Raw genomic sequence first — 26079 nt, 5'->3', positions numbered from 1 at the left:
AATCGATCTCCGCAATTAGTAAGAACGCACTTTCGGCGGGAATGCCGGGCGCAGTTTCGGTTGCATGTTCACTTCACGACGCGTCATGCTTTCCGATTGCGGCAGATACAGCGAATGGCACAGCCAGTTGGCGTCATCGCGCTCCGGGAAGTCGAAGCGGCTGTGCGCGCCACGGCTCTCGGTACGGAAGTTGGCCGACACGGCGGTGGAAAACGCGGTTTCCATCAGGTTATCCAACTCCAGGCATTCGATGCGCTGGGTGTTGAACTCGCTGGAGGTATCGTCCAGGCGTGCGTTCTTCAGACGTTCACGGATCACTTTCAGCTCTTCCAGCCCTTTCGCCATCGCATCGCCTTCGCGGAATACCGAGAAGTTGTTCTGCATGCAGGCCTGGAGCGCTTTGCGGATTTCAACCGGATCTTCACCCGAACGGGTGTTGTTCCAGCGGTTCAGGCGTTCCAGCGAAGCTTCTACGTCGGATTCGCTGGCGTCACGGCTTTCGCCCTGCTCTTCCAGAGATTCCTGCAGGTGCATGCCGGCGGAGCGGCCGAAGACCACCAGGTCGAGCAGCGAGTTGCCGCCCAGGCGGTTGGCGCCGTGCACCGACACGCAGGCGATTTCGCCCACGGCGAACAGCCCCGGGATCACCACGTCTTCGCCCTTCTCGTTCACGGTCAACGCCTGGCCGGTCACCTTGGTCGGAATGCCGCCCATCATGTAGTGGCAGGTCGGGATCACCGGGATAGGCTCTTTCACCGGGTCGACGTGAGCGAAGGTGCGCGACAGCTCCAGAATGCCCGGCAGGCGGGATTCCAGTACGTCTTTGCCCAGGTGGTCCAGCTTCAGCTTGGCGTGCGGGCCCCAAGGACCGTCGCAGCCGCGGCCTTCGCGGATTTCAATCATGATGGAACGGGCAACCACGTCGCGGCCCGCCAGATCTTTGGCGTTCGGCGCATAACGCTCCATAAAGCGCTCGCCGTGCTTGTTCAGCAGGTAGCCGCCTTCGCCGCGGCACCCTTCGGTCACCAATACCCCGGCGCCGGCGATGCCGGTCGGGTGGAACTGCCACATTTCCATATCCTGCACCGGCACGCCGGCGCGCAGCGCCATGCCGACACCGTCGCCGGTGTTGATGTGGGCGTTGGTGGTGGACTGGTAAATGCGGCCTGCGCCGCCGGTCGCCAGCACGGTGGCCTTGGCTTTGAAGTAAACCACTTCACCGGTTTCGATGCAGATGGCGGTGGTGCCGACCACGGCGCCGTCCTGGTTCTTCACCAGATCCAGCGCATACCACTCGGAGAAGATGGTGGTGTGGTTCTTCAGGTTCTGTTGATACAGAGTGTGCAGCAACGCGTGACCAGTACGGTCGGCCGCCGCAGCGGTGCGTGCCGCCTGCTCGCCGCCGAAGTTCAGCGACTGGCCGCCGAACGGGCGCTGATAGATGCGGCCATCGTCCAGACGGGAGAACGGCAGCCCCATATGTTCCAGCTCCAGAATCGCTTCCGGGCCGGTTTTACACATGTATTCGATGGCGTCCTGGTCACCGATATAGTCGGAGCCTTTCACCGTGTCATACATGTGCCATTCCCAGTTGTCTTCATGGGTGTTACCCAGCGCGACGGTGATACCGCCCTGCGCAGACACGGTATGGGAACGGGTCGGGAATACTTTGGACAGCAGGGCGCAGCTAGAGCCCGCTTGGGAAATTTGCAGCGCCGCGCGCATACCTGCGCCGCCAGCACCGATAACAACTGCATCAAACTCTCTGACCGGCAGTTTCATTTAAGCACCCCACACTACGATTGTTCCGTACAGTAAATAGACCAGCAACACGACAACGATCGCCAGTTGCAACACCAGGCGAACCGCCAGCGGTTTGACGTAGTCCGTCAACACCTGCCACAGGCCGATCCAGGCGTGAGCCAAAATCGACAGCAAGGTCAGCAGGGTGAATACTTTCGTAATGGAAGTGGCGAAAAAGCCGCGCCAGATTTCATAGGTCAGATCCGGAGCCGTGACGAAAAAGCCCAGAATATACAGAACATACAGGGTGATGATGATAGCGGAAGCACGCAGCAGCAGCCAATCGTGCACGCCGTTGCGCCCTAATGCAGAAACATTGTTTACCATACGAGGACTCCAGCCAGAACTGACAGCACGACGGTCAGACCGATCGCCACCTGGGCGGAACGGGTACCGGCGGCCAAACTCTCTTCGATATAGCCAAAATCCATTAACAAGTGACGAACGCCACCGCAAATGTGATAGGCCAGCGCCGTGAGGATGCCCCAGAATATGAATTTGACAATGAAGCTATTCATGATGGCGGCAGCCTGCAGGAAACCCTCTTGGGAAGAGAGTGACAGGCCCAGCAGCCAGAGGAGGATGCCCACGGCAACGAAGGTAATTACGCCAGAGACTCGGTGTAAGATAGACGCTATCGCAGTTACGGGAAACCGGATCGTTTGCAGATCCAAGTTGACAGGTCGTTGTTTTTTCACGTTTTTGCCCACACAGCTCTTATTATTTTCCTTCCTCCGGGCCTGGGTGGGGATCAGACAGCGTTAAGAGCCAAAACCCTTACACGTCACGCGCTCAAACATCAACATCCTCTGTGCTCAAACGGCGCGCATTTATAACGCTGGGTGCTCCTACTTCAGGGTAATCCGGAGACCTGGCGGCAGTATAGGAGGATCACATTCTGATTACAATTCCCATACAATCCCTTTGGTAACATTTCCCCCGAACAGTGATTTAGATCACGAATTTCACAATTAGTGCAAAATTAATTATCTGATTTGACAAGAGATCAACATTTCCATTACATATAGGGGCACAAAGGGTCCTATGACGCGCTATAGGTCAACAGATACACTTCCCCCCATGTTCCAGTTGTGCAACAGTGTATTTGGCGAACCTATCCCAATAGCCGTTGCCGCCCGCCCGTCTTTGCCGCAACAAAAGCAAATAAGGCTTATAAAACAGTTAATTGGGATGGGTTCACATAACCCTCGAACAGCTCATAGGTAAGATTAACAGAATATAACGAATGACAATGAATCGTTAACAACTGGTCACCCGTCTCGTTCGCCTGGTCAGCACTCTGTACCCTACCCGCGCACAATTGCGCAGTCGCTCACAGAGTTAGCGTCCGCTCCATTTTTTTGCGGACAACCTGCGGAGATTTAAGGTATTTCAGTTGTTAGAGGTTTTTAAAATAAGGCGCTAAGGAGACAGTAAATGACTGATAAGAAAGCGACGCTAACCATTAATGATGGCGAAGCTCCGATCGAACTGGGCGTATTAACCCCGACACTGGGCCCCGATGTCCTCGATGTCCGCGCCCTGGGCTCCAAAGGTTATTTCACATTTGATCCCGGCTTTACCTCTACCGCTTCCTGCGAATCCAAAATCACCTTCATCGACGGCGACAAGGGCGTACTGCTGCACCGCGGCTTCCCGATCGAGCAGTTGGCGAAAGAATCTTCCTATCTGGAAGTGTGCTACATCCTGCTGTACGGCGAGACTCCGACCGCCGAAGAGTTCGAAACCTTTAAAACCACCGTTACGCGCCACACCATGATCCACGACCAGATCACCCATCTGTTCCGTGGCTTCCGCCGCGATTCGCACCCGATGGCGGTGCTGTGCGGCGTGACCGGCGCGCTGGCGGCGTTCTATCACGACGCGCTGGACGTCAACAACGAGCGTCACCGCGAGATCACCGCATTCCGCCTGCTGTCCAAAATGCCGACCGTGGCGGCGATGTGTTACAAATATTCCCTGGGCCAGCCGTTCGTTTACCCACGCAACGATCTGTCCTACGCCGGCAACTTCCTGCACATGATGTTCGCCACCCCGTGCGAAGAGTACGTGGTGAACCCGGTGCTGGAACGCGCCATGGATCGCATCCTGATCCTGCACGCTGACCACGAGCAGAACGCCTCCACCTCTACCGTGCGTACCGCAGGCTCCTCCGGCGCCAACCCGTTCGCCTGCATCGCGGCCGGTATCGCTTCCCTGTGGGGACCGGCGCACGGCGGCGCCAACGAAGCGGCGCTGAAAATGCTGGAAGAGATCAAGACCGTCGATCACATCCCGGAATTCATCAAACGCGCCAAAGACAAGAATGATTCGTTCCGTCTGATGGGCTTCGGCCACCGCGTGTACAAGAACTACGATCCGCGTGCCACCGTGATGCGCGAAACCTGCCACGAAGTGCTGAAAGAGCTGAACAAGAAGGACGACAACCTGCTGCAGGTGGCGATGGAGCTGGAACACATCGCGCTGAACGACCCGTACTTCATCGAGAAGAAACTGTACCCGAACGTCGACTTCTACTCAGGCATCATCCTGAAGGCGATGGGCATTCCTTCTTCCATGTTCACCGTGATCTTCGCTATCGCCCGCACCATCGGCTGGATCGCGCACTGGAACGAAATGCACGACGAAGGCATCAAGATTGCCCGTCCGCGTCAGCTGTACACCGGCTATGCCGAGCGTGACTTCAAGTCCCAGCTGAAAAACAAATAACGCCGCTTTACCCTACATAAAGCAGCACAGCGCCGCCCGATTGGGCGGCGTTTTTTTTGGGTTATTTCTGGCAACCGGGGCACCAGTAAAACGGCCGCGAAGAGAGCTCACCGCGCGCAATCATCGCGCCGCAGCGCTCACAGGGTTCGCCGCTGCGGTGAAACACCTTGAAGCTGAACAGCGCGCCGTGATGGCGGTTTTCATTCACCTGGCCGCGGGTTTGATAGGATAAACGCGGAACCGCCAGCAGCGCCTCCGCCAGGCGCTGCAACGCCGCCGGCGCCAGATCCTGCGGCTTATGCTGCGGCGCCAACGCCGCCTGCCAGAGAATTTCCGCCCGCAGATAGTTGCCTAACCCGGCGAGAAACGCCTGATCGAGCAGCATGCCGCCCAACTGCCGTTTGCAGAAACGCGGCGACAGCAAACGCTGCGCCACCGCCTCCGCGGTTAAAGACATATCCAGCACGTCGGGGCCAATGCGTTTTAAAAACGGGTGCTGTTCAATTTCTTCCCGCGGCCCCAGGGTAATGTCCGAGGCGCTGTAGAGCAAAATTGCGCTGTCGGCGGTTTCCAGCCGTACCCGCAGGTCACGCTTGGTATCCGGCCTCTCTCCGGCCTTCACCACCTTCCAGACGCCATACAGTTGGTTATGGCTGTACATCGTCAACCCGTTGGAAAAATGGGTCAGCAGCGCCTTGCCGCGCGGCTCAATCGCCAGGATGCGTTCGCCGATCAGATGCTGACGATAGTGCTTTAACTGGGGAAAGGCGAAATCGACCTCGGTCAGCGGCCGGCCGATCACCGCCGCCGCCAGCTTATCCGCCGCCCGGCGGATCTCTGGGCCTTCCGGCATAGACAACTCCTTGCATCAGACCCGGCGCAGCAGCCTGCGCCGGGGAATAACCGGTTAGTGCGTCGCGCCGCCAACCACTTTCAAATCGTGCTCCACCTGCAGCGCAATGGATATCGCCAGCTCAAGGGCGAACAGCACCGTCGGTGCAGCCATGCTCGGCGCGCCGGGGTGCGCCGCCGCCTGCTCCGGCAGATAAGGGATATGAATGAACCCGCCCTTGATTTCCTGCTGGTCGCGCAGGCGGTGCAACAGGCCATACATCACGTGATTACACACGTAGGTGCCGGCGGTTTGTGAAACGGAAGCCGGAATGCCGGCCTCGCGCATCGAGCTGACCATCGCTTTGATCGGCAGGGTGCTGAAATAGGCCGCCGGGCCGTCGGCGACGATCGGCTCGTCAATCGGTTGCCGGCCCTGGTTATCGGGAATTCGCGCATCGTCGACGTTGATCGCCACCCGCTCCAGCGTGATGTCGGTTCGCCCGCCGGCCTGGCCAATCGCCAGCACCATCACCGGCTGCACCTCGTCGAGCACCGTATTCAGCGCCTCCAGCGCCGCGCCAAATACGCACGGCAGCTGGCGCGCCACCACTCGCGTGCCGACCAGCTCCATATCGTTCAGCTGCTTCACCACTTCCCAGGAGGGATTGACGCGTTCGCCGCCGAAGGGCTCAAAGCCCGTAATCAATACCTTTTGCATCAGCTCTCCTACAGGAACATCAGGAAATACAACAGGAATACGTTCACCAACAGCAGCAGCACGCCAGTCGGCACCTGCGCCTTGATCACCGCATTCTTGTCCGGCAGCTCCAGCAACGCCGCCGGCACAATATTAAAGTTAGCAGCCATTGGCGTCATCAGCGTGCCGCAATAGCCGGAGAACATGCCGATCGCCGCCATCACCGCCGGGTTGCCGCCGTGCTGCAGCACCAGGATCGGGATGCCGATACCGGCGGTGACGATAGGAAAAGCGGCAAAGGCGTTGCCCATCACCATGGTCAGCAGCGCCATGCCGATGGCGTAAACCGCCACGGCGATAAAGCGGTTGTCGACCGCCAGGTATTCCTGAGTCAGATGGGAAATCGCCGTGCCGACGCCGGCGGCGGTGAACAGCAGCCCCAGCGTGGCGAGGATCTGCGGCAGAATAAACGCCCAGCCGATCGAATCCAGCAGGCGGCGCGTTTCCTGGATGGGCTGCGAAAGGGTTTCACGCGTCATTCGCACCGCAATAATACCGCCAAGCACCACCCCCAGGGCCATCGAGAACAGGGTAATCAGCGTGGCGTGGTTGCCGCTGCCGAACACCGCATTCTGCAGCGCCGGGATATTGTTGAACAGCAGCACGCCGACCACCGTCACTACCGGGATCGCCAGCGCCGGCACGAACAGCCGGTTGCCCAGGCGTTTGGCGCTGGCCTCGCGCTCCTGCGGCGTACGCTGATGATAGCTGCCCAGCCGCACGCCGCCGAAACCGGCGATCAGGGCCATGACCACCACCACCACGCCGACGATGATATGCAACATGCGTTTCTCGTTGCTGCCCTCGCCCAAGACGTCGCCCAGCAGGCTATAGGTCCAGTCGCCAACCAGGAATACCAGGCCGTACAGCGCCCAGAACAGGCCGGTGGTGATACGGCGCGGGTTGGCGCGATCGCGAAACGACATCGCCGCCACAATGAGCAGCACCACGCCGGCCAGCCAGTAGAGATATTGTTGTTGGAAATTCATCGCGCATCCCCCTTCGCCTGCAGCGCCGCCTGGTTCAGCTGCGCCAGTTCGGCGATGAGCTGTTTATCCATGCGGTAAAGCCGGAAGGCGTGGATCAGGAAGGCGAAGATAGCGGTTGGGATACCCCACAGCGCGATGTGCAGCGGCTCGGTCTGAATGCCGCCCGACTCCAGCATAAAGTTGTGCATGAAGATAATCGCGCCGAAGGCCACGAAAATATCCTCACCGAAGAACAGCCCGACGTTGTCGGTGGCGGCCGACATGGCGCGCAGGCGATGCCGGGTGCGCTCCGGCAGCTCGCCGTAACGGTTTTCGGTCGCCCCTTCCGCCATCGGCGCCAGCAACGGCCGCACCATCTGCGGGTGGCCGCCCAGGCTGGTCAGCCCCATGGCGGCGGTAATCTCACGCACGAACAGGTAGACGATCAGCAAACGCCCGGCGGTGGCGCTTTTGATCTTGGCGATCCACGCCTGCGCGCGCTCTTTCAGCCCGTGGCGCTCCAGCAGGCCGATCACCGCCAGCGGCAGCAACAGGATCAGCGGCAGGTTGCGGGTATTGAGAAAGCCCTCGCCGAGCTTTTCCAGGATCACATCCAGCGGCATCAGCGCCGCCAGCCCGGTAATGATGCCGGCGGCAATCACCACCAACACCGGATTGAAGCGTAAGACGAACCCCAGCACGATGGCGGCGATGCCGATCAGTGGCCAGAGATTAACGGCCTGTTCCATAGTATGCCCTCGATAATTTCTAATAGTTTTATTGTGATGTTGTGCGTTGCGTTACTCGGCGCTGACGCGGATCCCCTGCTGAACGAAGCTGTCCCGCAGCTTGCGCGCATATTCCAGCGCATGTTGCCCATCGCCGTGCAGGCAGACGGTTTCCGCCCGCACCGCCGCCCAGGTGCCATCCAGCGTGCGCACCCGATGGTGGCGCACCATTTCCAACGTTTGCGCCAGCGCCTGTTCGTCGTCTTCGATCAGCGCGCCCGGCAGGCCGCGCGGCACCAGCGTGCCGTCCGCCTGATAGCCGCGATCGGCGAACACCTCCTGCCGCGTCGCCAGCCCCTGCCGCTGTGCGGCGCGGATCAGTTCGCTGCCGGCCAACCCCACCAGCCGCAACGCCGGATCGACCGCTTTCACCGCTTTAGCGATCGCCTCCGCCAGCGCCGGTTCGACCGCCGCCTGGTTGTACAGCATGCCGTGCGGTTTCACGTGCACCATAACGCCTCCCTCAGCGCGGGCGATCGCCGCCAGCGCGCCCAGCTGATACACCACCTGGGCATAGACCGTTTCCGGCGGCAACTGCATGCGGGTGCGGCCAAAGTTTTCCCGATCGGGGAAGCTTGGGTGCGCGCCGATCGCCACGCCGTACTGCAACGCCCAACGCACCGACTGGCGCATGGTTTGCGCGTCGCCGGCGTGGAATCCGCAGGCGATATTGGCGGAACTGACCAGTTGCAGCAGCGCTTCGTCGTTGGCGCAGCCTTCGCCGAGATCGGCGTTTAAATCAACGATCATCTAACCCCCTGGCAATCTGTTGAATAAAGAGATCCTGCTCGGCCTTGGCGCGCCGCGCCTCAGCCAGCGAACAGCGGACGAAGTGAATCGGCTCACCCAGGCGAATTTGCGCCAAATGGTAAAGATCGGCTTCGATCACGCAGGCAATGCGCGGATAACCGCCGGTGGTTTGCGCGTCGGCCATCAGCACGATCGGCTGGCCGTTATGCGGTACCTGCACCACCCCCGGCATCAGGCCGTGCGACAGCATTTCACGTTCGGTGGTGCGCGCCAGCGGGCTGCCGCCATGCAGCCGGTATCCCATGCGGTTGCTTTGCGGGCTGAGCTGCCAGGCGGCGCGCCAGAAGGTTTCCTGCGCCTCCGCGCTGAACTCGGCATATTCCGGCCCCGGCAACGCGCGGATGCGGTTATTGAACAACAGCTGTTTCACCCCGCAGCTGTGGCGCGGCAGCGCCCCTTCCTTGCCCAATGGCAGACGGTCGCCGTCTTTCAGGTTGCGCCCTTCCCACCCGCCGAAGGCAGCTTTCATATCGGTACTGCGCGATCCCAGCATTTCCGGCACGTCAATGCCGCCGGAGATCGCCAGATAGCTGCGCATGCCGCGTCTGGGCATGCTTAACGTCAGCTGTTGGCCGGCCCTGACCGGATAACGCCAGCCAGTCCACAGCGGCTTGCCGTCCAGTTTGGCATCGCAGCCGGCGCCGGTCAGGGCTACCCAGCCGCTGCGGGTGAATTCGGCACCGAACTGGCCGAGGGTCACTTCCAGCCCGGCGGCGCCCGGCGCATTGCCCACCAGCAGGTTGGCTATCTTCAGCGCCGGCGCATCCAGCGCGCCGCCCGTGCTGACGCCCAAACGCCGAAAGCCGTCACGGCCCAGATCCTGCACCGTGGTATAGATGCCTGCGCGCAGAATATTCAGCATACGCCCTCCTTCTGCGGCACGAAGCGCACGCGATCGCCCGGGCGCAGCAGCGTCGGCGGCATTTCATGCGGATTGAACAGCGCCAGCGGCGTGCGGCCGATCAGTTGCCAGCCGCCGGGCGTGACCAGCGGGTAGATGCCGGTCTGGCCGCCGCCGATGCCGACGGAGCCCGCCGCCACCGCCAGGCGCGGTTCGGCGCGGCGCGGCGTGGCCAGTTTTTCCGGCATGCCGCCCATATAAGAGAAGCCCGGCTGGAAGCCGAGAAAATAGACCACGTAATCCGCCGAGGCGTGGCATTCAACCACCTGCCGCGGCGTCAGGCCGGTATGACGCGCCACCTCATCCAGATCGGGGCCCTGTTCCCCGCCGTAGATAACCGGAATGTCCACCTGGCGCGATTCCGGCACCAGGCTTTCCCTGCTGTCCCAGCCTTGCTGCAGCAGGCCCAGCATCGCTTCGGCATCGGCCTGCGGCGTATGCAGCAGCAGCGTCAGGTTGTTCATGCCCGGCACCACCTCCAGCACGTCGGGATGATGATTCAGTTTTTCCGCCAACGCCCAAATGCGCTGCTGGCTCGGCAGCGTCACCGGCGGCGACAGCTCAAGCACTACCGCTCTTTCACCTAACAGGTAACATCGTGCCCGTTGTCGTTGCACCCTGATTCTCCTTATTATTATCGCGATGAAAAACACACCAGTTATGCGTGACGCAGCTCCGGCTGTCAATAGAACGCAACCATTGAAAAAATAAGGAATTAAGGCGCTAAAAGGATCCAGCCGGCGCGCAGGCCGAGCCGGATCCTGAAGAGAAAAATCAGGCGGGGTTCGGGATATCGATAAAGGTCACGTCAAAACCGTGCTGCTGCGCCAGCCATTCGCCCAGCGCCTTCACGCCGCCGCGTTCGGTGGCATGGTGACCGGCGGCGAAGAAGTGCACGCCCATCTCGCGCGCGCTGTGGATGGTCTGCTCCGACACTTCGCCGCTGATAAAAGCGTCAACGCCGAAACGCGCGGCGCTGTCGATAAAGCCCTGGCCGCCACCGGTGCACCAGGCCACACGGCGAATATGCGCCGGCGCGTTGTCGCCGCAGTGCAGTACGCTGCGCCCCAGGCGCTGCTCGATGCGCCGCTGCAGTTCCTCGCCGCTCAGCGGCTGCTCGAATTCACCGTGCGGCACCAGCGGTTCCACCTCGCCAATCACCCGAATGCCGAGCGCCTGCGCCAACTGCGCATTGTTGCCCAGCACCGGATGCGCATCCAGCGGCAGATGATAGCCGTACAGGTTGATGTCGTTGGTCAGCAGCGTTTTCAGCCGGTTGCGCTTCATGCCGCGCACCGCCGGCGCTTCGTTTTTCCAGAAGTAGCCGTGATGCACGATGATGGCATCGGCCTGTTGCTCCACCGCCGCGTCCAGCAGCGCCTGGCAGGCGGTGACGCCGGTGACGATGCGCTGCACGTGCGGGCGCCCTTCCACCTGCAGCCCGTTGGGCGCATAGTCCTGAAACGCCGAAGTATTCAGCTCGCTGTTGATCAAATTTTCCAGATCGAGGTTACGCATAGTCTTCTCTCTTCATATTCAAAATGTCTGTCGGTCGCCCTGCTCCATCAGGATAAATTTAACGCCCAGATCGTTGCCTTGCTCCAGCTGCTGTTTGATGGCGGCGCGCACGTCTTCGCCCTGCTTCAGGCTGGGCTTGATGTGGCTGATCACCACCGGGAAATCTTTCAGCGATCCTTCGCCGCCGCTGTATTGCGTCAGGTTTTTCAGCTCTTTCAGCAGCCAGGCCGGGGTCAGGTGGCCGTACAGGTGTTTATCCTCTACCCCGTTGGGGTAAGAGGTCTCAACGATCATGCCCTTGAGCTTTTTCTGCTCGATCAGCGGGCCCAGCGCACGCCAGGCGGCGTCGAGATCGCGCGACTGCTCCACCGCGTCCGGCCCGGTATCGCCGAAATAGGCGAAGGAGCCGCTGCTGTCGGACAACAGCAGCATCGACGAAGGATAGCGATCGTGGCTAAGCGGATACATCACGCCGCTCAGCCCGGTAAGGCCAAGGGTAAAGCGCTGCAGCGGCCGCACCGTCTGCAGCCGATAAGTGCCCAGCCGCGAGCCGTTGCCGGCGTCGGTAAAGTTCGGCCAGGCCTTCCAGTTAAAGTAATGATTGCGCAGGGTCAGCACGGTGTCCGCCTGAGCGTAAACGGTTTTTTTGGCGTCCTGCGGCGAGCCGAGGATCAGCCCCGCCACGTGGTCCAAATGCCCATGGCTGATGAAGTAGCCGCCGATCAGCTGCCGGAACACGTAGCCCTGCGGCGTGTAAGGCGCGGCCAACTCGGGGGTGACCTGCGGGAAGCTGCCTTTTTGCAGCCCTTTGGCGATGCCCGGCAACACCGAACCGGCGTCCAGCGCCACGTACTGCGGCTGAGTGTCGCCGCGGATCAGGTAGGACGTCAGGTTGCCGTCGCTCACGCCGCCTTCCACGCCCAGCGCCACCACCTCAAAGCCGGCCATCGCCAGCGCGGAGTAGCCGCTCAGACACAGGGCCAACACCTTTTTCATCATTGCGTCGCTCCTTGCAGTTGCCTCAAGATCCCCCTCTTTTCGCCGCTTCGAAAGCCGCCAGCGTCTCCAGACGGGCCTGCCGATGATCGACCACCGGCAGCGGATAGTTCAACGTCCGCCGCTGTTTCTCCGCCCAGCGGTGGGGGTGATGGATGTCATTGTCCGGCACGTCCGCCAGTTCAGGCAACCATTTACGGATAAAAGTGCCTTGCGGATCAAAACGTTCGCCCTGAGTGGTCGGGTTGAAGATGCGGAAATAGGGCGCGGCGTCGGTGCCGGTGGAGGCCGCCCACTGCCAGCCGCCGTTATTGGCCGCCAGATCGCCGTCGAGCAGTTGCGACATAAAGTAACGTTCGCCGGCGCGCCAGTCGATCAGCAGATCCTTCACTAAAAAACTGGCGCTTATCATACGCAACCTGTTGTGCATCCAGCCGGTTTCGTTCAACTGGCGCATAGCGGCGTCGACGATGGGATAACCCGTTTCCCCACGCTGCCAGGCCTGAAGCAGCGACGGATCGTTACGCCAGCGTACCTTATCCGTCCAGGCAATAAAGGGGCGGTGCTTGCATAATGCGGGATAGGCCACCAGCAAATGTCGATAGAACTCGCGCCAGATAAGCTCGTTGAGCCAACCGAAGGCGCCGCTTTCTGGCGCTTCCAGCACCGACGGATGCTCGGCGCGCAGCCGGTTGAAACACTGGCGCGGCGACAGCACGCCAATCGCCAGATAGGGGGACAGGCCGCTGGTGCCGGCAATCGCCGGCAGGTCGCGCTGCCGAAGATAATCCTGTACCCGCTCGCGGCTAAACGCCCGCAGCCGCTGCAGCGCGGCCTCTTCGCCTGCGGGATAGTCATCCCCGATGTCCGCCGCGGGATAATCGAACGCCGCCGGCGCCTCAGGCACAGGCAACGCGCCTCCGGCACGGATTTGCGGCGCCGGCAGGCAGCTTACGTCGAACTCGGCCAGGCGCTGAATAAAGGCGTTGCGAAACGGCGTATAAACCTTATACATCTCGCCGCCGCCGGTTTGCACGCCGCCCGGCGGCAACAGCAGGCTGTCATCGAAACTGCGGCACATCACCCGGCCGCTCAACCGCTGCTCCAACTGCGCATCGCGCCGCCGTTCATTCAGTTCGTACTGGCGATTGTAAAACAGCGCATCCACCTGCTCCCGCCGGCAATATTCCGCCAGCCAGTCGATCGACGCGGCGAAGTCCGCACAGGAATGGCAATGCAGCGCAACGCCCTTTTGCGCCAGCGCCTGCTGCACCGCCCGCAGGCTGGCGTGGAGCAACGCCACCTGACGCGGCGCCATTTCGTGCCGCCGCCACTGCTGGGGGGTGGCGATAAATACCGCCAGCACCCGGGCGGCGGGATCGCTGCAGGCGGCATGCAGCGCCCGGTTGTCGGTGATACGCAAATCGTTACGCAACCAGACCAGATGCGTGGTCATAAAACTCCTCGTGATCAATGGCCGTAACGCAGCCGCAAAGCCTCAGGATAGGGTTCGAAATAGCGCTGCTCCGCCAGATAGCCGTCCGGGTATTCGGCCATGTAGTGTTTCAGCAGCGCGATAGGCGCCAGCAGCGGCTGCATGCCCTGCCGATAGCGATCGATCAGCTGCGCCAGCTCCTGGCGCTGGGCGGCGCTGAGCTGGCGGCGGAAATACCCCTGAACGTGCATCAATACGTTGGTGTGATTGCGGCGCGTGGCCTTATGCGTCAGCAGCTGCATCAGGCGGCTGCGGTATTCGACAGCAAAGGCTTCCAGCGATTCCCATTTATCGATGTTGGCGACAAAGCGCCCCAGCTCGCGGTACTCCGGCTGTGAATGCGCCAGCAGCGAAAGCTTGTAGCGGCTGTGGAAGGCAATCAGCCCGCCGCGCGTCAACCCCTTGCGCCACAGCATGTTCAGTTCGTACAGCGCATACACCCGTTCGACAAAGTTTTCCCGCAGCGCCGCATCGTTCAGCCGCCCATCCTCCTCCACCGGCAGCCAGGGCATCTGGCGCCGCAGTTCGGCGGTAAACAGCCCGACGCCGCTTTTGCGCGAGTCTTTGCCGTTCTCGCCGTAGACCCGCACCCGCTCCATGCCGCAGCTGGGGGATTTGGCGCAAACGATGTAGCCGCACAGCTGCTGCAATTGCGCCACTCGCCGTTCGGCAAATTGCTGCATCTTATCGGTCACATCGACATTGGGATCGTTGCTGTAGCGCATCGCCGTCCGCTGCGGCTGTTTCACCAACCGCAGCGCCGGGCGCGGCACCGGCAGGCCAATCGCCATTTCCGGGCAGATGGCCTCAAAGCGCACATAGGGCGCCAGCTGTTCCACCGCAAAGGCCAATCGTTTATGCCCGCCGTCAAAACGCACCGGCTCGCCGAGCAGGCAGGCGCTGACGCCGATCGGGATTTTATCGTTCATGGGGCTCTCCCGCTGTAGTGAAAGAGGATAAAAGTGTAGAAGAAAGACTTACGAAATACGACCTTAACACCCGTTGCGCGCGGCGCGCAGGCATAAAAAAACCCCCGCCGCGGGGCGAGGGTTCTTCAGGGGACGGCGTTGGCGATCAGTAGAAATCGCAGGGCACCAGTTCCGCCTGCTGCAGCCAGACCGGCTTGTCGCTGGTTTTTGACCAGACGCGGTGCAAATAGCTGTAAAAACGCGCCCGGTCGCTGCGGAACAGCATTACCGGCAACGCCAGAATGCCTGCCAGGATCACTGCGCTGCGGCGCAGGAGAATCCGATGCAATGAATAAGCGTGGTATGTAGACATGCGAACCTCCTTAAAAACGCCCGGCCGTTGATGTGTCAGGGGAAACGGCGCTGGCGTATCGATAAACAATCAGAAATTTGGTAACTGGACAAAATTTTACCGCAATCGCTGAAAGTTTACTACTCATCCGACCACTAAATTGCTCAAAAAAGCGCATTTTTTTTCGCCAACGCGTAATTTTGTTACAACCAGGTTAATTATTAACTAAACATTGGTTACATTGTGGTTATTTACGCGCTTTTTACCGTTAGCCGGCCCGGATAGCGCATCGGTGAAAAAATTCACCGGGCTGAAACGCGCCACCAAAGGGTTATCCTGGGGAAAAAACGCCATTTTCTGCTGTAATTTCAGCCATTTTTATACTTTTTTTACACCCGCCCGCGCTATTTTTTCATCTTCTTTCTACCGCCCTCCCTACACTGCCACTATCAAAAACAACACCTCTGGAGGTGTCCCGTGAGTTTCAGCGTTATTGGTGGTGCGCTGTTGGTTCTGCTGCTGTTGGGCTATCTGATTTATGCCCTGTTCAATGCGGAGGACTTCTGATGGCGGCTTCAGCCTTTTTACTGATTGCCAGTTTCCTGCTGGTGCTTCTGCTGCTGGCGCGGCCGCTGGGCAGCTTTATGGCGCGTCTGATCGAAGGCGAACCGCTGCCGGCGCTGCGGCGCCTGGAAGCCGGCGTGTGGCGCTGCTGCGGCAATGACACCGCCGAGATGAACTGGTGGCAATATGCGCTGGCGATCCTGTGGTTCAACCTGCTCGGGCTGGCGCTGCTGTTTGCGCTGCTGATGGCGCAGGGCTCGCTGCCGCTCAACCCGCAAGGCTTCCCGGGGCTGTCCTGGGATCTGGCGTTCAACACCGCGGTCAGCTTCGTCACCAACACCAACTGGCAGGCCTACAGCGGCGAAAGCGCCCTCAGCTACCTCAGCCAAATGGCCGGGCTGGCGGTGCAAAACTTCCTGTCCGCCGCCACCGGCATCGCCGTGGCCTTTGCGCTGATGCGTGCGTTCACCCGCCGCTCCAGCGCCACCATCGGCAACGCCTGGATCGATATCTTCCGCGTGACGCTGTACGTGCTGTTGCCGATCTCCTTGCTGATCGCGCTGTTCTTCGTCAGCCAGGGCACGCTGCAAAACTTCCTGCCTTATCTGCACGTCACCACGCTGGAAGGCGCGCAGCAAACCTTGCCGATGGGGCCGGTGGCCTCACAGGAAGCGATCAAGATGCTCGGCACCAACGGCGGCGGCTTCTTTGGCGCCAACTCGGCGCACCCGTTTGAGAACCCGACGGTGCTGACCAACTTTGTGCAGATGCTGGCGATCTTCCTGATCCCATGCGCGCTGTGCTTCTCCTTTGGCCAGCTCGCCGGTGAAAACCGCCAGGGCCATGCGCTGATCTGGGCGATGGCGCTGATCTTCGTGGTGGCGGTGATCGTGGTGATGTACGCCGAACTGGCGGGCAACCCGCATCTGAGCGCGCTGGGCGCCGACAGCAACATCAATATGGAAGGCAAGGAGTCGCGCTTTGGCATCCTCGCTACCAGCCTGTTCTCGGTGGTCACTACCGCCGCCTCCTGCGGGGCGGTCAACGCGATGCACGACTCCTTCACCGCGCTGGGCGGCATGGTGCCGATGTGGCTGATGCAGATCGGCGAGGTGGTGTTCGGCGGCGTGGGTTCCGGCCTGTACGGCATGCTGCTGTTCGTGCTGCTGACGGTGTTTATCGCCGGCCTGATGATCGGCCGCACCCCGGAATACCTGGGTAAAAAGATCGACGTCTACGACATGAAGATGACCGCGCTGGCCATTCTGGTCACGCCGACGCTGGTGCTGCTGGGCAGTGCGCTGGCCATCGCCACCGACGCGGGCCGCGCCGGCATCCTCAACCCGGGCGCGCACGGCTTCAGCGAAGTGCTGTATGCCCTGTCCTCCGCCGCCAACAACAACGGCAGCGCCTTCGCCGGTTTGAGCGTCAATACGCCGTTCTACAACCTGCTGCTGGCCTTCGCCATGTTCGTCGGCCGCTTCGGGGTGATCCTGCCGGTGCTGGCGATCGCCGGTTCGCTGAGCGCCAAAAAACGCCAGCCGGCGGGCAACGGCACCCTGCCGACCTACGGGCCGCTGTTTATCGGGCTGCTGATCGGCACCGTGCTGTTGGTGGGCGCTTTAACCTTCGTACCGGCGCTGGCGCTGGGACCGGTGGCCGAGCACCTGCAGCTCTGGCTGGCAAACTAACAGACGTCATAGAGAGAGAATAAAGAAATGACTCGCAAACAACGCGCGCTGTTTGAACCGGCACTGGTCCGTACCGCGCTGATCGATGCGGTGAAGAAGCTGGATCCCCGCGTCCAGTGGCGTAACCCGGTAATGTTCGTGGTGTACATCGGCAGTATCCTGACCACCGCCATCTGGCTGGCGATCCTGGCCGGCAAGAGCGACGGCAGCGCCGCCTTCACCGGCAGCATCAGCCTGTGGCTGTGGTTCACCGTGCTGTTCGCCAACTTTGCCGAAGCGCTGGCCGAAGGGCGCAGCAAGGCCCAGGCCGAGAGCCTGAAAGGCACCAAGAAAACCAGCTGGGCGAAAAAACTGGCCACGCCGCGCCGCGACGGCGCCACCGAGAAAGTGTCCGCCGAGAGCCTGCGCAAAGGCGATATCGTGCTGGTGGAAGCCGGCGATACCATCCCCTGCGACGGGGAGGTGCTGGAAGGCGGCGCCTCGGTGGACGAAAGCGCCATCACCGGCGAATCCGCGCCGGTCATTCGCGAATCCGGCGGCGATTTCTCCTCGGTGACCGGCGGTACCCGCGTGCTGTCCGACTGGCTGGTGGTGCAGTGCAGCGTCAACCCCGGCGAGACTTTCCTCGACCGGATGATCGCCATGGTGGAAGGCGCCAAGCGCCGTAAAACCCCGAACGAAGTGGCGCTGACCATTCTGCTGGTGGCGCTGACCATCGTGTTCGTGCTGGCCACCGCCACGCTGCTGCCGTTCTCGCAGTACAGCGTCGAGGCGGCCAACGGCGGCACTGTGGTTACCGTTACCGTACTGGTGGCGCTGCTGGTGTGCCTGATCCCCACCACCATCGGCGGCCTGCTGTCGGCCATCGGCGTGGCCGGGATGAGCCGGATGCTCGGCGCCAACGTCATCGCCACCAGCGGCCGCGCGGTGGAAGCCGCCGGCGACGTCGACGTGCTGCTGCTGGACAAGACCGGCACCATCACCCTGGGCAACCGGCAGGCATCGGAATTTCTGCCGGCGCCGGGGGTGAAAGAGCAGGAGCTGGCGGACGCCGCGCAGCTGTCTTCTCTGGCGGACGAAACGCCGGAAGGCCGCAGCATCGTGGTGCTGGCCAAGCAGCGTTTCAACCTGCGCGAACGCGATCTGCAGGCGCTGAACGCGACCTTCGTGCCCTTCTCCGCCCAAACCCGCATGAGCGGCGTCAATGTGCAGGAACGCATGATCCGCAAAGGGGCGGTGGACGCCATTCGCCGCCACGTGGAATCCAACCAAGGCCACTTCCCGCGGGCGGTGGATGACCTGGTGGAGAGCGTGGCGCGCACCGGCGGTACGCCGCTGGTGGTGGCCGAAGGCCCACGGGTGCTGGGCGTGGTGGCGCTGAAGGATATCGTCAAGGGCGGCATCAAGGAGCGTTTCGCCGAGCTGCGCAAAATGGGCATCAAAACGGTGATGATCACCGGCGACAACCCGCTGACCGCCGCGGCGATCGCCGCCGAGGCCGGGGTAGACGACTTCCTGTCGGAAGCCACGCCGGAAGCCAAGCTGGCGTTGATCCGCCAATACCAGGCGGAAGGTCGGCTGGTGGCGATGACCGGCGACGGCACCAACGATGCCCCGGCGCTGGCGCAGGCCGACGTGGCGGTAGCGATGAACTCGGGCACCCAGGCCGCCAAAGAGGCCGGCAACATGGTCGATCTGGATTCCAACCCGACCAAGCTGATCGAAGTGGTGCACATCGGCAAACAGATGCTGATGACCCGCGGCTCGCTGACCACCTTCAGCATCGCCAACGACGTGGCCAAATACTTCGCCATTATTCCGGCGGCGTTTGCGGCGACCTATCCGCAGCTGAACGCGCTGAACGTGATGCACCTGCACTCCCCCGCCTCCGCCATCATGTCGGCGGTGATCTTCAACGCCCTGGTGATCGTGTTCCTGATCCCGCTGGCGCTGAAAGGGGTGAGCTATAAGCCGATGAGCGCCGCGGCATTGCTGCGCCGCAACCTGTGGATGTATGGCGTCGGCGGCCTGCTGGTGCCCTTTGTCGGCATCAAGTTGATCGACCTGATCCTGGTCGCGCTGCATATCGCCGGTTAATCATTGAAAGGAAATGAACATGTCATATTTACGACCTTCGCTGGTGATGCTTATCCTGCTGACGCTGATCACCGGCATCGCCTATCCGCTGCTGACCACCGGCCTGTCGCAGTTGCTGTTCTCCGGCGCGGCCAACGGCTCGCTATTGTACCAGGGCGACAAGGCTGTCGGTTCGGCGCTGATCGGCCAGAATTTCAGCAAACCGCAATATTTCTGGGGCCGCCCGTCCGCCACCGGGGATAGCGCCTACAATGCCCAGGCTTCGGCCGGCAGCAACCTGGCCGCCACCAACCCGGCGCTGGACAAGGCCATCGCCGAACGCGCGGCGCAGCTGCGCCAGGCTAACCCGGCGATGAGCGGCCCGATCCCGGTCGATCTGCTGACCGCCTCCGGCAGCGGGCTGGATCCGCACATCTCGATCGCCGCCGCCAACTATCAGCTCGCGCGGGTAGCCGCGGCGCGTCATTTGCCGCAGGCGCAGATAGCCAAGCTGATCGATGAAAACACCGATCGCGCCACGCCCAACTTTATGGGTGAATCGGTGGTGAACGTGCTGAAGCTGAACATGGCGCTGGACGCGTTGCAGTAATACGTCGCGCTCACAAGGGTTATACTAGGGTTCGGCGTGCCGAACCCCTTTTGCTTTGTTACGCAAGGAATTGTAATGGTCGAAGAAGAACAACAGCGCCCCGATCCCGACAGCCTGCTGGCGGTGGCCAATGAAAAACCGCGCGGCCGGCTGAAGGTGTTCTTCGGCGCCTGCGCCGGGGTGGGGAAAACCTACGCCATGCTGCAGGAGGCCCAGCGGCTGCGCGGCCAGGGGCTGGACGTGCTGATCGGCGTGGTGGAAACCCACGGCCGCAGCGAAACCGCCGCGCTGCTCGACGGCCTGGCCACTCTGCCGCAGAAGCGTATTCAGTATCGCGGGCGGCTGGTGCATGAATTCGACCTGGATGCCGCGCTGGCGCGCCACCCGGCGCTGATCCTGATGGACGAGCTGGCGCACAGCAACGCCCAGGGTTCGCGCCACCCCAAACGCTGGCAGGACGTGGAGGAGCTGCTGGACGCCGGCATCGACGTGCTGACCACCGTCAACGTGCAGCACCTGGAAAGCCTGAACGACGTGGTCGGCGGCGTGACCGGGGTGCGGGTGCGCGAGACGGTGCCCGATCACGTGTTCGACGAAGCCACCGAGGTGGTGCTGGTCGATCTGCCACCGGACGATCTGCGCCAGCGGCTGAACGAAGGCAAGGTATATATTCCCGGCCAGGCCGAGCGCGCCATCGAGCACTTTTTCCGCAAGGGCAACCTGATTGCCCTGCGTGAACTGGCGCTGCGCCGCACCGCCGATCGGGTCGACGATCAGATGCGCGCCTTCCGCGACAGCCAGGGGCGCGAAAAGGTCTGGCACACCCGCGACAGCATTCTGCTGTGCGTCGGCCATAACAGCGGCAACGAAAAGCTGGTGCGCATCGCCGCCCGGCTGGCGGCGCGATTGGGCTGCCACTGGCACGCGGTCTACGTGGAAACCCCCAAACTGCACCGGCTGCCGGAAAATCAGCGCCGGGCCATTTTGCGCGCGCTGCGGCTGGCGCAGGAGCTGGGCGCCGAGACCGCCACCCTGTCGGATCCGTCAGAAGAGCGCGCGGTGCTGCGTTACGCCCGCGAGCACAACCTCGGCAAAATCATTATCGGCCGCCGCGGCGAACAGCGCTGGCGGCTGCGCGGCAGCTTTGCCGACCGCCTCGGCCGGCTGGGGCCGGATCTCGATCTGGTGATCGTGGCGCTGGAAAATGACGCCTTCCCGCCGCCGGGCAAGGAACACGACGGCCGCGCCTTCAATGAGAAATGGCGCATCCAGCTGCGCGGCTGCGCGGTGGCGGTGGCGCTGTGCGCGCTGATCACCCTGCTGTCGCAGTGGCTGCTGCCCGGTTTTGACCAGGCCAACCTGGTGATGGTTTACCTGCTGGGGGTGGCGATCGTCGCCCTGTTCTTCGGCCGCTGGCCGTCGGTGCTGGCGGCGGTGATCAACGTCGCCAGCTTCGATCTGTTCTTCGTGCAGCCCGAATGGTCATTCGCCGTCAGCGACATGCAGTATCTGCTGACCTTCGGCGTGATGCTGATTGTCGGCATCACCATAGGTAATCTCACCGCCGGAGTGCGTTACCAGGCCCGGGTGGCGCGCTACCGCGAACAGCGCGCTCGCCACCTGTACGAAATGTCGCGCGGGCTGAGCCAGGCTTTGAGCCAGGCCGACATCGCCAAAACCAGCCGCCACTTTCTCTCCAGCAGCTTCCAGGCCAAAACCGTGCTGCTGCTGCCGCAGGAAGACGGCAGGCTGCAGCAAATGGTGGGCGAAGAAGGCGGGCTGCTGTCGGTGGATGAAGCCATTGCGCGCTGGAGCTTCGACAAAGGCCTGCCGGCCGGCGCCGGCACCGACACCCTGCCCGGTGTTCCCTACCAGCTGCTGCCGCTCAATACCCCGACGCAGACCTTCGGCCTGCTGGCGATCGAGCCCAATAACCTGCGCCAGCTGATGGTGCCGGAACAGCAGCGGCTGCTGCAAACCTTCACCGTGCTGATCGCCAGCGCGCTGGAACGCCTGCACCTGGCGCGCAGCGCCGTGGAGGCCAAACTGGACGCCGAACGCGAGCAGCTGCGCAACTCGCTGCTGGCGGCGCTGTCGCACGATCTGCGCACCCCGCTGACGGTGCTGTTCGGCCAGGCGGAAATCCTGACCCTGGATCTGGCGGCGGAAGGCTCCAACCACGCCACCCAGGCCAGCCAGATCCGCCAACAGGTGCTGAGCACCACCCGGCTGGTGAACAACCTGCTGGATATGGCGCGCATCCAGTCCGGCGGCTTTAGCCTGCGCAAGGAGTGGCAGTCGCTGGAGGAGATCGTCGGCGCTTCGCTGCACATGCTGGAACCGATCCTCAGCCAACATCAGATTCTGGTCGAACTGCCGCCGGAGCAGATATTGGTCAGCTGCGACGCCAGCCTGTTGGAGCGGGTTTTCACCAACCTGTTGGAAAACGCCAATAAATACGCCGGCGCGGATGCTACTATCGGCATTCGCGCCCGCACGCTGCCGGACTGGCTGGAAGTGGAAGTATGGGACAACGGCCCGGGCATCCCCGCCGGGCAGAAGCAGCTGATTTTCGATAAATTCTCGCGCGGCAATAAAGAGTCGGCGATCCCCGGCGTCGGTTTGGGGTTAGCCATTTGCCGTGCCATTATTGAAGTACACGACGGCCGCATTTGGGCGGAAAACGGCGCCAACGGCGGCGCCAGCTTCCGCTTCGTGCTGCCGCTGGAAAAACCGCCCGAGATCGAGGGTGAAGCCTTCGATCTGTAATCAATGCCAGGGGAAACGTGAGCACAACGCCAACCAACATTCTGATTGTTGAAGATGAAAAAGAGATCCGCCGCTTCGTCCGCACCGCGCTGGAAAGCGAGGGCCTGCGGGTGTTTGAGAGCGAAACGCTGCAGCGTGGGCTGATTGAAGCCGGCACGCGCAAGCCGGATCTCATCATCCTCGATTTGGGGTTGCCGGACGGCGACGGGCTAAGCTATATCCGCGATTTGCGGCAGTGGAGCGCCATTCCGGTGATCGTGCTGTCGGCGCGCAACGCCGAAGAGGACAAAATCGCCGCGCTGGACGTCGGGGCGGACGACTACCTCAGCAAGCCGTTCGGCATCGGGGAACTGCTGGCGCGGGTGCGGGTGGCGCTGCGCCGTCACTCCTCCAGCCAACAGGAAAGCCCGCTGGTCAGCTTTTCGGCAATCACCGTCGATCTGGTTAACCGCCGGGTGCTGCGCAACGACGAAGATTTGCACCTGACGCCGATCGAATTTCGCCTGCTGGCGGAACTGCTGGCCAACTCCGGCAAAGTGATCACTCAGCGCCAACTGCTGAGCCACGTCTGGGGGCCGAACTATGTGGAACACAGCCATTACCTGCGCATTTATATGGGCCATCTGCGGCAAAAGCTGGAGGTCGACCCGGCGCGGCCCAGGCATCTGCTGACCGAAACCGGCGTCGGCTACCGCTTTATGCCTTAAAGATGTTTACTCAGTCGGCCCTTTTTTCAAGCCGACCATAAACGCCTTGAACGCCTCGCGCAGCGGGGCGAACACCGGGTGTTTGCGGTTTTCGATCATCACTTCAGAGAACAATTTCAGCCCCACGGCGAAGGCTGCGCTTTGCTGCCGGCCGAAGTTCAGATCCTCCCGCGCCTGAATGCGCTCGACGATGTCGAAAATATCGTCGTGGTTTTCCACTTCAAAACTCAGCGGCGCTTTCTCGACCGGGTTGCCCTGGCGATCGCTCAGGGCTTCTACGGTGATTTTAAAACGGTGGCCTGGCATCACTCGTTCTCCTGTTCTGCGGGTTTAACGTTCATTTCGCTTTCAATCGCCGCGACGGCGGTCAGTAAAGCCGCATTGATGCGCTCCACCTGCTGCGGGGTGAGATCGGCACGCATCACGTTGCCGCGCAACAGGCTGCGCAAACGATGCATGGCGTCGAAGATCCCTTCGGCCAGGTTGCCCTGCGGGTGCCGCTCGCGCCCGGCGCCGGCCAGCCGGGCCAGGATCACCTCAACCACCTGCTGGTGCTTTTGCAGCTCGCTCTGGCCAGCGGCGGTGATTTGGTAGCTTTTGCGGCCGTTGCCGGTGGTGAGCGGCTCGAGGAAATCCTGCTCTTCCAGCAGCGTCAGCGTCGGGTAAATCACCCCGGGGCTTGGCACGTACAGCCCGGAAGACGCCTCGTCGATCGCCTTGATCAGCTCATAGCCGTGGCTGGGCTTGCGCGCCACCAATGCCAGCAGCACCAGGCGCAGATCGCCGTGCTCGAACATGCGGTGACGCCCACCGCGCCCGCCCCGGCCGCGCTCTTCGCCGTCGCCGCCAAAGTGATGGCGCCCGCCGCGATGGCGGCGATCGCGCCCTGCTTCGCATTCATGATGATGGTGATGACGGTGTAAACCTAATCGATGGAACATGGTATGGAACCTCATAGTGGACAGTGAATTGACGAGGCCATTTAGATATATCTAAACAACTTCGATATATCTAATCTAGATCGATATATCTAAATCCACAAGCGGCTTTTGCAAAATAGATATATCTAAATTGCAGACATAAAAAAAGCGCTGTAAAAACAGCGCTTTTTATCTTGCGAAGGGAAAAATTATTTCGCGGAAGCCAAGACTTCGCTAACGATCTCTACCGCTTCGTGCTCGATCTTCTCGCGGTGCTCTGCCCCCAGGAAGCTCTCACAGTAGATTTTGTAAGCCTCTTCGGTGCCTGAAGGACGGGCCGCGAACCAGCCGTTGTCGGTCATCACTTTCAGACCGCCGATCGACGCGCCATTGCCCGGCGCGGTGGTCAGACGGGCAGTGATGGGATCGCCGCCCAGCGTACTGGCCTTGACCATTTCCGGCGAAAGCTTGGACAGCGCGGCTTTCTGCGCATGGGTAGCCGGCGCCTGAATGCGGTTGTAGCTCGGCGCACCAAAGCGCTTGGCCAGATCGTCATAATGATGCTGCGGGTTCTCGCCGGTCACCGCAGTGATTTCCGCCGCCAGCAGGCACATGATGATGCCGTCTTTGTCGGTCGACCACGGCGTACCGTTGAAGCGCAGGAAGGACGCCCCGGCGCTCTCTTCGCCGCCAAAGCCAAAGCTGCCGTCGAACAGGCCGTCAACGAACCATTTGAAACCGACCGGCACTTCCACCAGCTTGCGGCCCAGGGAGGACACCACGCGGTCGATCATCGCGCTGGAAACCAGCGTTTTGCCTACCGCGACGTCTGCGCCCCACTGCGGGCGGTGCTGGAACAGGTAGTTGATGGCCACCGCCAGATAATGGTTCGGGTTCATCAGGCCTTTCGGCGTCACGATGCCGTGGCGGTCGTAATCCGGATCGTTGGCGAACGCCAGATCGAATTTATCGCGCAGCGCCAGCAGGCCGGCCATCGCCGACTCGGACGAGCAGTCCATGCGGATAATGCCGTCGTGGTCCAGATGCATAAAGCGGAAGGTCTGATCGATGGAGTCGTTCACCAGCGTCAGATCCAGCTGGTAATGCTCGGCCACGCGCTGCCAATAGGCAATGCCGGAGCCGCCGAGCGGATCCACGCCCAGCTTCAGGCCGGCGCGCTGAATGGCCGGCATGTCGACCACGTCAACCAGCCCTTCAACGTAGGGCTGCACCAGATCTTTGGCATGCAGGTGGCCGCTGTTCCAGGCTTTGTCCAGCGACTGGCGCTGAACGCCCTTCAGCTGCTGAGCCAGCAGCTCGTTGGCGCGCTTTTCGATCACGGAAGTCAGGTTGGTGTCGGCCGGGCCGCCGTTCGGCGGGTTGTACTTGATGCCGCCGTCTTCCGGTGGGTTATGGGAAGGCGTGATGACGATGCCGTCAGCCTGTGCGCCGCCCTGGCGGTTGTGGCACAGGATGGCGTGCGATACCGCAGGGGTCGGCGTAAAACCGTTGTTTTCCTGCACGATCACGTCGACGCCGTTGGCGGTCAGCACTTCCAGCACCGAAATAAAGGCCGGCTCTGACAGCGCATGAGTATCCTTGCCCACGTAACATGGACCGGTCGTTCCCTGCTGGCGGCGAACTTCGGCGATCGCCTGAGCGATAGCGAGGATGTGCGCTTCGTTAAAGCTGTGACGCAGCGCGCTGCCGCGATGGCCGGAAGTCCCGAACTTCACCGCGTGCGCGGCGTTGCCTGCATCAGGCTGCAGCACATAGTACTGCGACGTCAGCTGGGCTACGTTGATCAAATCACTTTGCTGGGCTGGCTGCCCGGCACGTGGACTATTCGCCATCGACATATCTCCCTCATCCCTGTCGGTGA

26 protein-coding genes are annotated in these 26079 nt (G+C 61.7%); 8 read left to right on the top strand and 18 right to left on the bottom strand.

Annotation, left to right across the window (positions count from 1 at the left end; all coding sequences use genetic code 11):
- Positions 1–15: 15 nt before the first annotated feature.
- From sdhA to sdhC, 3 genes are read right to left on the bottom strand one after another with little or no spacing between them, the layout of a single operon-like run.
- Entirely contained in the window at positions 16–1782 is a 1767-nt protein-coding gene (gene sdhA / locus KHA73_RS06515) for a succinate dehydrogenase flavoprotein subunit (RefSeq protein ID WP_234589808.1), read from the bottom strand.
- Positions 1783–2130, bottom strand: a complete 348-nt coding sequence (gene sdhD, locus KHA73_RS06510) for a succinate dehydrogenase membrane anchor subunit (protein WP_061800000.1) — start codon at positions 2128–2130, stop codon at positions 1783–1785.
- Entirely contained in the window at positions 2124–2513 is a 390-nt protein-coding gene (gene sdhC, locus KHA73_RS06505; protein ID WP_061799999.1) for a succinate dehydrogenase cytochrome b556 subunit, read from the bottom strand. Before sdhC ends, sdhD begins: the two co-directional genes overlap by 7 nt.
- 727 nt (positions 2514–3240) lie before the next feature.
- On the opposite strand from sdhC, the gene KHA73_RS06500 reads away from it, so the two are divergent.
- Positions 3241–4533: a citrate synthase gene (locus KHA73_RS06500; RefSeq protein ID WP_234589807.1), complete on the top strand. Its 1293-nt coding sequence runs from the start codon at positions 3241–3243 to the stop codon at positions 4531–4533.
- A gap of 61 nt (positions 4534–4594) precedes the next feature.
- Here the strand turns inward: KHA73_RS06500 and nei are convergent, their stop codons facing one another.
- The 12 genes from nei to KHA73_RS06440 all read right to left on the bottom strand — a co-directional run bounded on the left by nei (position 4595) and on the right by KHA73_RS06440 (position 14881).
- Complete coding sequence (nei, locus tag KHA73_RS06495) at positions 4595–5386, bottom strand: endonuclease VIII (protein ID WP_234589806.1); 792 nt, start codon at positions 5384–5386, stop codon at positions 4595–4597.
- Between the two features lie 54 nt (positions 5387–5440).
- Positions 5441–6085 carry a pyroglutamyl-peptidase I gene (gene pcp, locus KHA73_RS06490; RefSeq protein WP_234589805.1) on the bottom strand — a complete coding sequence of 215 codons (645 nt, stop codon included), beginning with the start codon at positions 6083–6085 and terminating at the stop codon, positions 5441–5443.
- Positions 6086–6093: 8 nt separating this feature from the next.
- On the bottom strand, positions 6094–7113 hold the full coding sequence (locus tag KHA73_RS06485) for a DUF979 domain-containing protein (RefSeq protein ID WP_234589804.1): 1020 nt from the start codon (positions 7111–7113) through the stop codon (positions 6094–6096).
- The gene (locus KHA73_RS06480) at positions 7110–7841 is read right to left on the bottom strand and encodes a DUF969 domain-containing protein (protein WP_234589803.1); all 732 of its coding nucleotides are present in this window, start codon (positions 7839–7841) and stop codon (positions 7110–7112) included. Before KHA73_RS06480 ends, KHA73_RS06485 begins: the two co-directional genes overlap by 4 nt.
- Positions 7842–7892: 51 nt before the next feature.
- On the bottom strand, positions 7893–8630 hold the full coding sequence (gene pxpA / locus KHA73_RS06475) for a 5-oxoprolinase subunit PxpA (RefSeq protein ID WP_234589802.1): 738 nt from the start codon (positions 8628–8630) through the stop codon (positions 7893–7895).
- On the bottom strand, positions 8620–9552 hold the full coding sequence (gene pxpC, locus KHA73_RS06470) for a 5-oxoprolinase subunit PxpC (RefSeq protein ID WP_234589801.1): 933 nt from the start codon (positions 9550–9552) through the stop codon (positions 8620–8622). The genes pxpA and pxpC overlap by 11 nt, the downstream gene beginning before the upstream one ends.
- A complete protein-coding gene (gene pxpB / locus KHA73_RS06465; protein ID WP_234589799.1) occupies positions 9546–10208 on the bottom strand; it encodes a 5-oxoprolinase subunit PxpB in 663 nt (220 codons plus the stop codon). The genes pxpC and pxpB overlap by 7 nt, the downstream gene beginning before the upstream one ends.
- A 157-nt stretch (positions 10209–10365) precedes the next feature.
- On the bottom strand, positions 10366–11109 hold the full coding sequence (locus tag KHA73_RS06460) for a type 2 GTP cyclohydrolase I (RefSeq protein WP_234589798.1): 744 nt from the start codon (positions 11107–11109) through the stop codon (positions 10366–10368).
- A gap of 18 nt (positions 11110–11127) precedes the next feature.
- Positions 11128–12108: an MBL fold metallo-hydrolase gene (locus KHA73_RS06455; RefSeq protein WP_234589796.1), complete on the bottom strand. Its 981-nt coding sequence runs from the start codon at positions 12106–12108 to the stop codon at positions 11128–11130.
- Between the two features lie 22 nt (positions 12109–12130).
- Positions 12131–13561, bottom strand: a complete 1431-nt coding sequence (phrB, locus tag KHA73_RS06450) for a deoxyribodipyrimidine photo-lyase (RefSeq protein ID WP_234589795.1) — start codon at positions 13559–13561, stop codon at positions 12131–12133.
- Positions 13562–13575: 14 nt separating this feature from the next.
- Complete coding sequence (locus tag KHA73_RS06445; RefSeq protein ID WP_234589794.1) at positions 13576–14529, bottom strand: YbgA family protein; 954 nt, start codon at positions 14527–14529, stop codon at positions 13576–13578.
- Between the two features lie 145 nt (positions 14530–14674).
- Positions 14675–14881 carry a YbfA family protein gene (locus KHA73_RS06440; protein ID WP_234589793.1) on the bottom strand — a complete coding sequence of 69 codons (207 nt, stop codon included), beginning with the start codon at positions 14879–14881 and terminating at the stop codon, positions 14675–14677.
- Positions 14882–15152: 271 nt separating this feature from the next.
- Between KHA73_RS06440 and KHA73_RS06435 the strand changes: the two genes are divergently transcribed.
- The 7 genes from KHA73_RS06435 (at position 15153) to kdpE (ending at position 23277) form a co-directional block, all read left to right on the top strand.
- Positions 15153–15341 (top strand): hypothetical protein, encoded by a 189-nt coding sequence (locus KHA73_RS06435; RefSeq protein WP_234589792.1) that lies wholly within the window; start codon positions 15153–15155, stop codon positions 15339–15341.
- On the top strand, positions 15338–15427 hold the full coding sequence (locus KHA73_RS06430) for a K(+)-transporting ATPase subunit F (RefSeq protein ID WP_037398280.1): 90 nt from the start codon (positions 15338–15340) through the stop codon (positions 15425–15427). The genes KHA73_RS06435 and KHA73_RS06430 overlap by 4 nt, the downstream gene beginning before the upstream one ends.
- Positions 15427–17115 (top strand): potassium-transporting ATPase subunit KdpA, encoded by a 1689-nt coding sequence (gene kdpA / locus KHA73_RS06425; RefSeq protein ID WP_234589791.1) that lies wholly within the window; start codon positions 15427–15429, stop codon positions 17113–17115. Before KHA73_RS06430 ends, kdpA begins: the two co-directional genes overlap by 1 nt.
- A 27-nt stretch (positions 17116–17142) precedes the next feature.
- Positions 17143–19212, top strand: coding sequence for a potassium-transporting ATPase subunit KdpB (gene kdpB / locus KHA73_RS06420; protein ID WP_234589789.1), 2070 nt, complete (start codon positions 17143–17145; stop codon positions 19210–19212).
- 19 nt (positions 19213–19231) lie between these two features.
- Complete coding sequence (kdpC, locus tag KHA73_RS06415; protein WP_234589787.1) at positions 19232–19801, top strand: potassium-transporting ATPase subunit KdpC; 570 nt, start codon at positions 19232–19234, stop codon at positions 19799–19801.
- Positions 19802–19876: 75 nt separating this feature from the next.
- Positions 19877–22570, top strand: a complete 2694-nt coding sequence (kdpD, locus tag KHA73_RS06410) for a two-component system sensor histidine kinase KdpD (protein ID WP_234589785.1) — start codon at positions 19877–19879, stop codon at positions 22568–22570.
- Between the two features lie 17 nt (positions 22571–22587).
- Positions 22588–23277, top strand: a complete 690-nt coding sequence (gene kdpE, locus KHA73_RS06405) for a two-component system response regulator KdpE (RefSeq protein ID WP_234589784.1) — start codon at positions 22588–22590, stop codon at positions 23275–23277.
- A 6-nt stretch (positions 23278–23283) separates the two neighbouring features.
- Here kdpE and KHA73_RS06400 read toward each other — a convergent pair whose 3' ends face one another.
- The 3 genes from KHA73_RS06400 to pgm form a co-directional block, all read right to left on the bottom strand.
- Positions 23284–23583 (bottom strand): DUF3861 domain-containing protein, encoded by a 300-nt coding sequence (locus KHA73_RS06400; RefSeq protein ID WP_234589782.1) that lies wholly within the window; start codon positions 23581–23583, stop codon positions 23284–23286.
- Positions 23583–24218, bottom strand: coding sequence for a PadR family transcriptional regulator (locus tag KHA73_RS06395; RefSeq protein WP_234589781.1), 636 nt, complete (start codon positions 24216–24218; stop codon positions 23583–23585). The genes KHA73_RS06400 and KHA73_RS06395 overlap by 1 nt, the downstream gene beginning before the upstream one ends.
- A 188-nt stretch (positions 24219–24406) precedes the next feature.
- Complete coding sequence (gene pgm / locus KHA73_RS06390) at positions 24407–26050, bottom strand: phosphoglucomutase (alpha-D-glucose-1,6-bisphosphate-dependent) (protein WP_234589780.1); 1644 nt, start codon at positions 26048–26050, stop codon at positions 24407–24409.
- Between the last annotated feature and the right edge of the window lie 29 nt (positions 26051–26079).

Origin of the sequence: Serratia entomophila, assembly GCF_021462285.1 — a bacterium.
GTDB classification, from domain to species: Bacteria; Pseudomonadota; Gammaproteobacteria; order Enterobacterales; family Enterobacteriaceae; genus Serratia; species Serratia entomophila.
Note: the sequence above shows the minus strand (reverse complement) of the source record. Positions and strands in the feature narration are given on the sequence as shown.

Bases quoted from the DNA above. Each gene is read 5' to 3' on its own strand.
- KHA73_RS06395 (WP_234589781.1), bottom strand. From the start codon at position 24,218: ATGTTCCATCGATTAGGTTTACACCGTCATCACCATCATCATGAATGC.
- sdhA (WP_234589808.1), bottom strand. From the start codon at position 1,782: ATGAAACTGCCGGTCAGAGAGTTTGATGCAGTTGTTATCGGTGCTGGC.
- kdpB (WP_234589789.1), top strand. From the start codon at position 17,143: ATGACTCGCAAACAACGCGCGCTGTTTGAACCGGCACTGGTCCGTACC.
- KHA73_RS06500 (WP_234589807.1), top strand. From the start codon at position 3,241: ATGACTGATAAGAAAGCGACGCTAACCATTAATGATGGCGAAGCTCCG.
- KHA73_RS06480 (WP_234589803.1), bottom strand. From the start codon at position 7,841: ATGGAACAGGCCGTTAATCTCTGGCCACTGATCGGCATCGCCGCCATC.
- pxpA (WP_234589802.1), bottom strand. From the start codon at position 8,630: ATGATCGTTGATTTAAACGCCGATCTCGGCGAAGGCTGCGCCAACGAC.
- kdpC (WP_234589787.1), top strand. From the start codon at position 19,232: ATGTCATATTTACGACCTTCGCTGGTGATGCTTATCCTGCTGACGCTG.
- pcp (WP_234589805.1), bottom strand. From the start codon at position 6,085: ATGCAAAAGGTATTGATTACGGGCTTTGAGCCCTTCGGCGGCGAACGC.
- kdpD (WP_234589785.1), top strand. From the start codon at position 19,877: ATGGTCGAAGAAGAACAACAGCGCCCCGATCCCGACAGCCTGCTGGCG.
- KHA73_RS06400 (WP_234589782.1), bottom strand. From the start codon at position 23,583: ATGCCAGGCCACCGTTTTAAAATCACCGTAGAAGCCCTGAGCGATCGC.
- KHA73_RS06485 (WP_234589804.1), bottom strand. From the start codon at position 7,113: ATGAATTTCCAACAACAATATCTCTACTGGCTGGCCGGCGTGGTGCTG.
- sdhD (WP_061800000.1), bottom strand. From the start codon at position 2,130: ATGGTAAACAATGTTTCTGCATTAGGGCGCAACGGCGTGCACGATTGG.
- KHA73_RS06460 (WP_234589798.1), bottom strand. From the start codon at position 11,109: ATGCGTAACCTCGATCTGGAAAATTTGATCAACAGCGAGCTGAATACT.
- KHA73_RS06455 (WP_234589796.1), bottom strand. From the start codon at position 12,108: ATGATGAAAAAGGTGTTGGCCCTGTGTCTGAGCGGCTACTCCGCGCTG.
- pgm (WP_234589780.1), bottom strand. From the start codon at position 26,050: ATGGCGAATAGTCCACGTGCCGGGCAGCCAGCCCAGCAAAGTGATTTG.
- nei (WP_234589806.1), bottom strand. From the start codon at position 5,386: ATGCCGGAAGGCCCAGAGATCCGCCGGGCGGCGGATAAGCTGGCGGCG.
- phrB (WP_234589795.1), bottom strand. From the start codon at position 13,561: ATGACCACGCATCTGGTCTGGTTGCGTAACGATTTGCGTATCACCGAC.
- pxpC (WP_234589801.1), bottom strand. From the start codon at position 9,552: ATGCTGAATATTCTGCGCGCAGGCATCTATACCACGGTGCAGGATCTG.
- kdpA (WP_234589791.1), top strand. From the start codon at position 15,427: ATGGCGGCTTCAGCCTTTTTACTGATTGCCAGTTTCCTGCTGGTGCTT.
- KHA73_RS06445 (WP_234589794.1), bottom strand. From the start codon at position 14,529: ATGAACGATAAAATCCCGATCGGCGTCAGCGCCTGCCTGCTCGGCGAG.
- KHA73_RS06440 (WP_234589793.1), bottom strand. From the start codon at position 14,881: ATGTCTACATACCACGCTTATTCATTGCATCGGATTCTCCTGCGCCGC.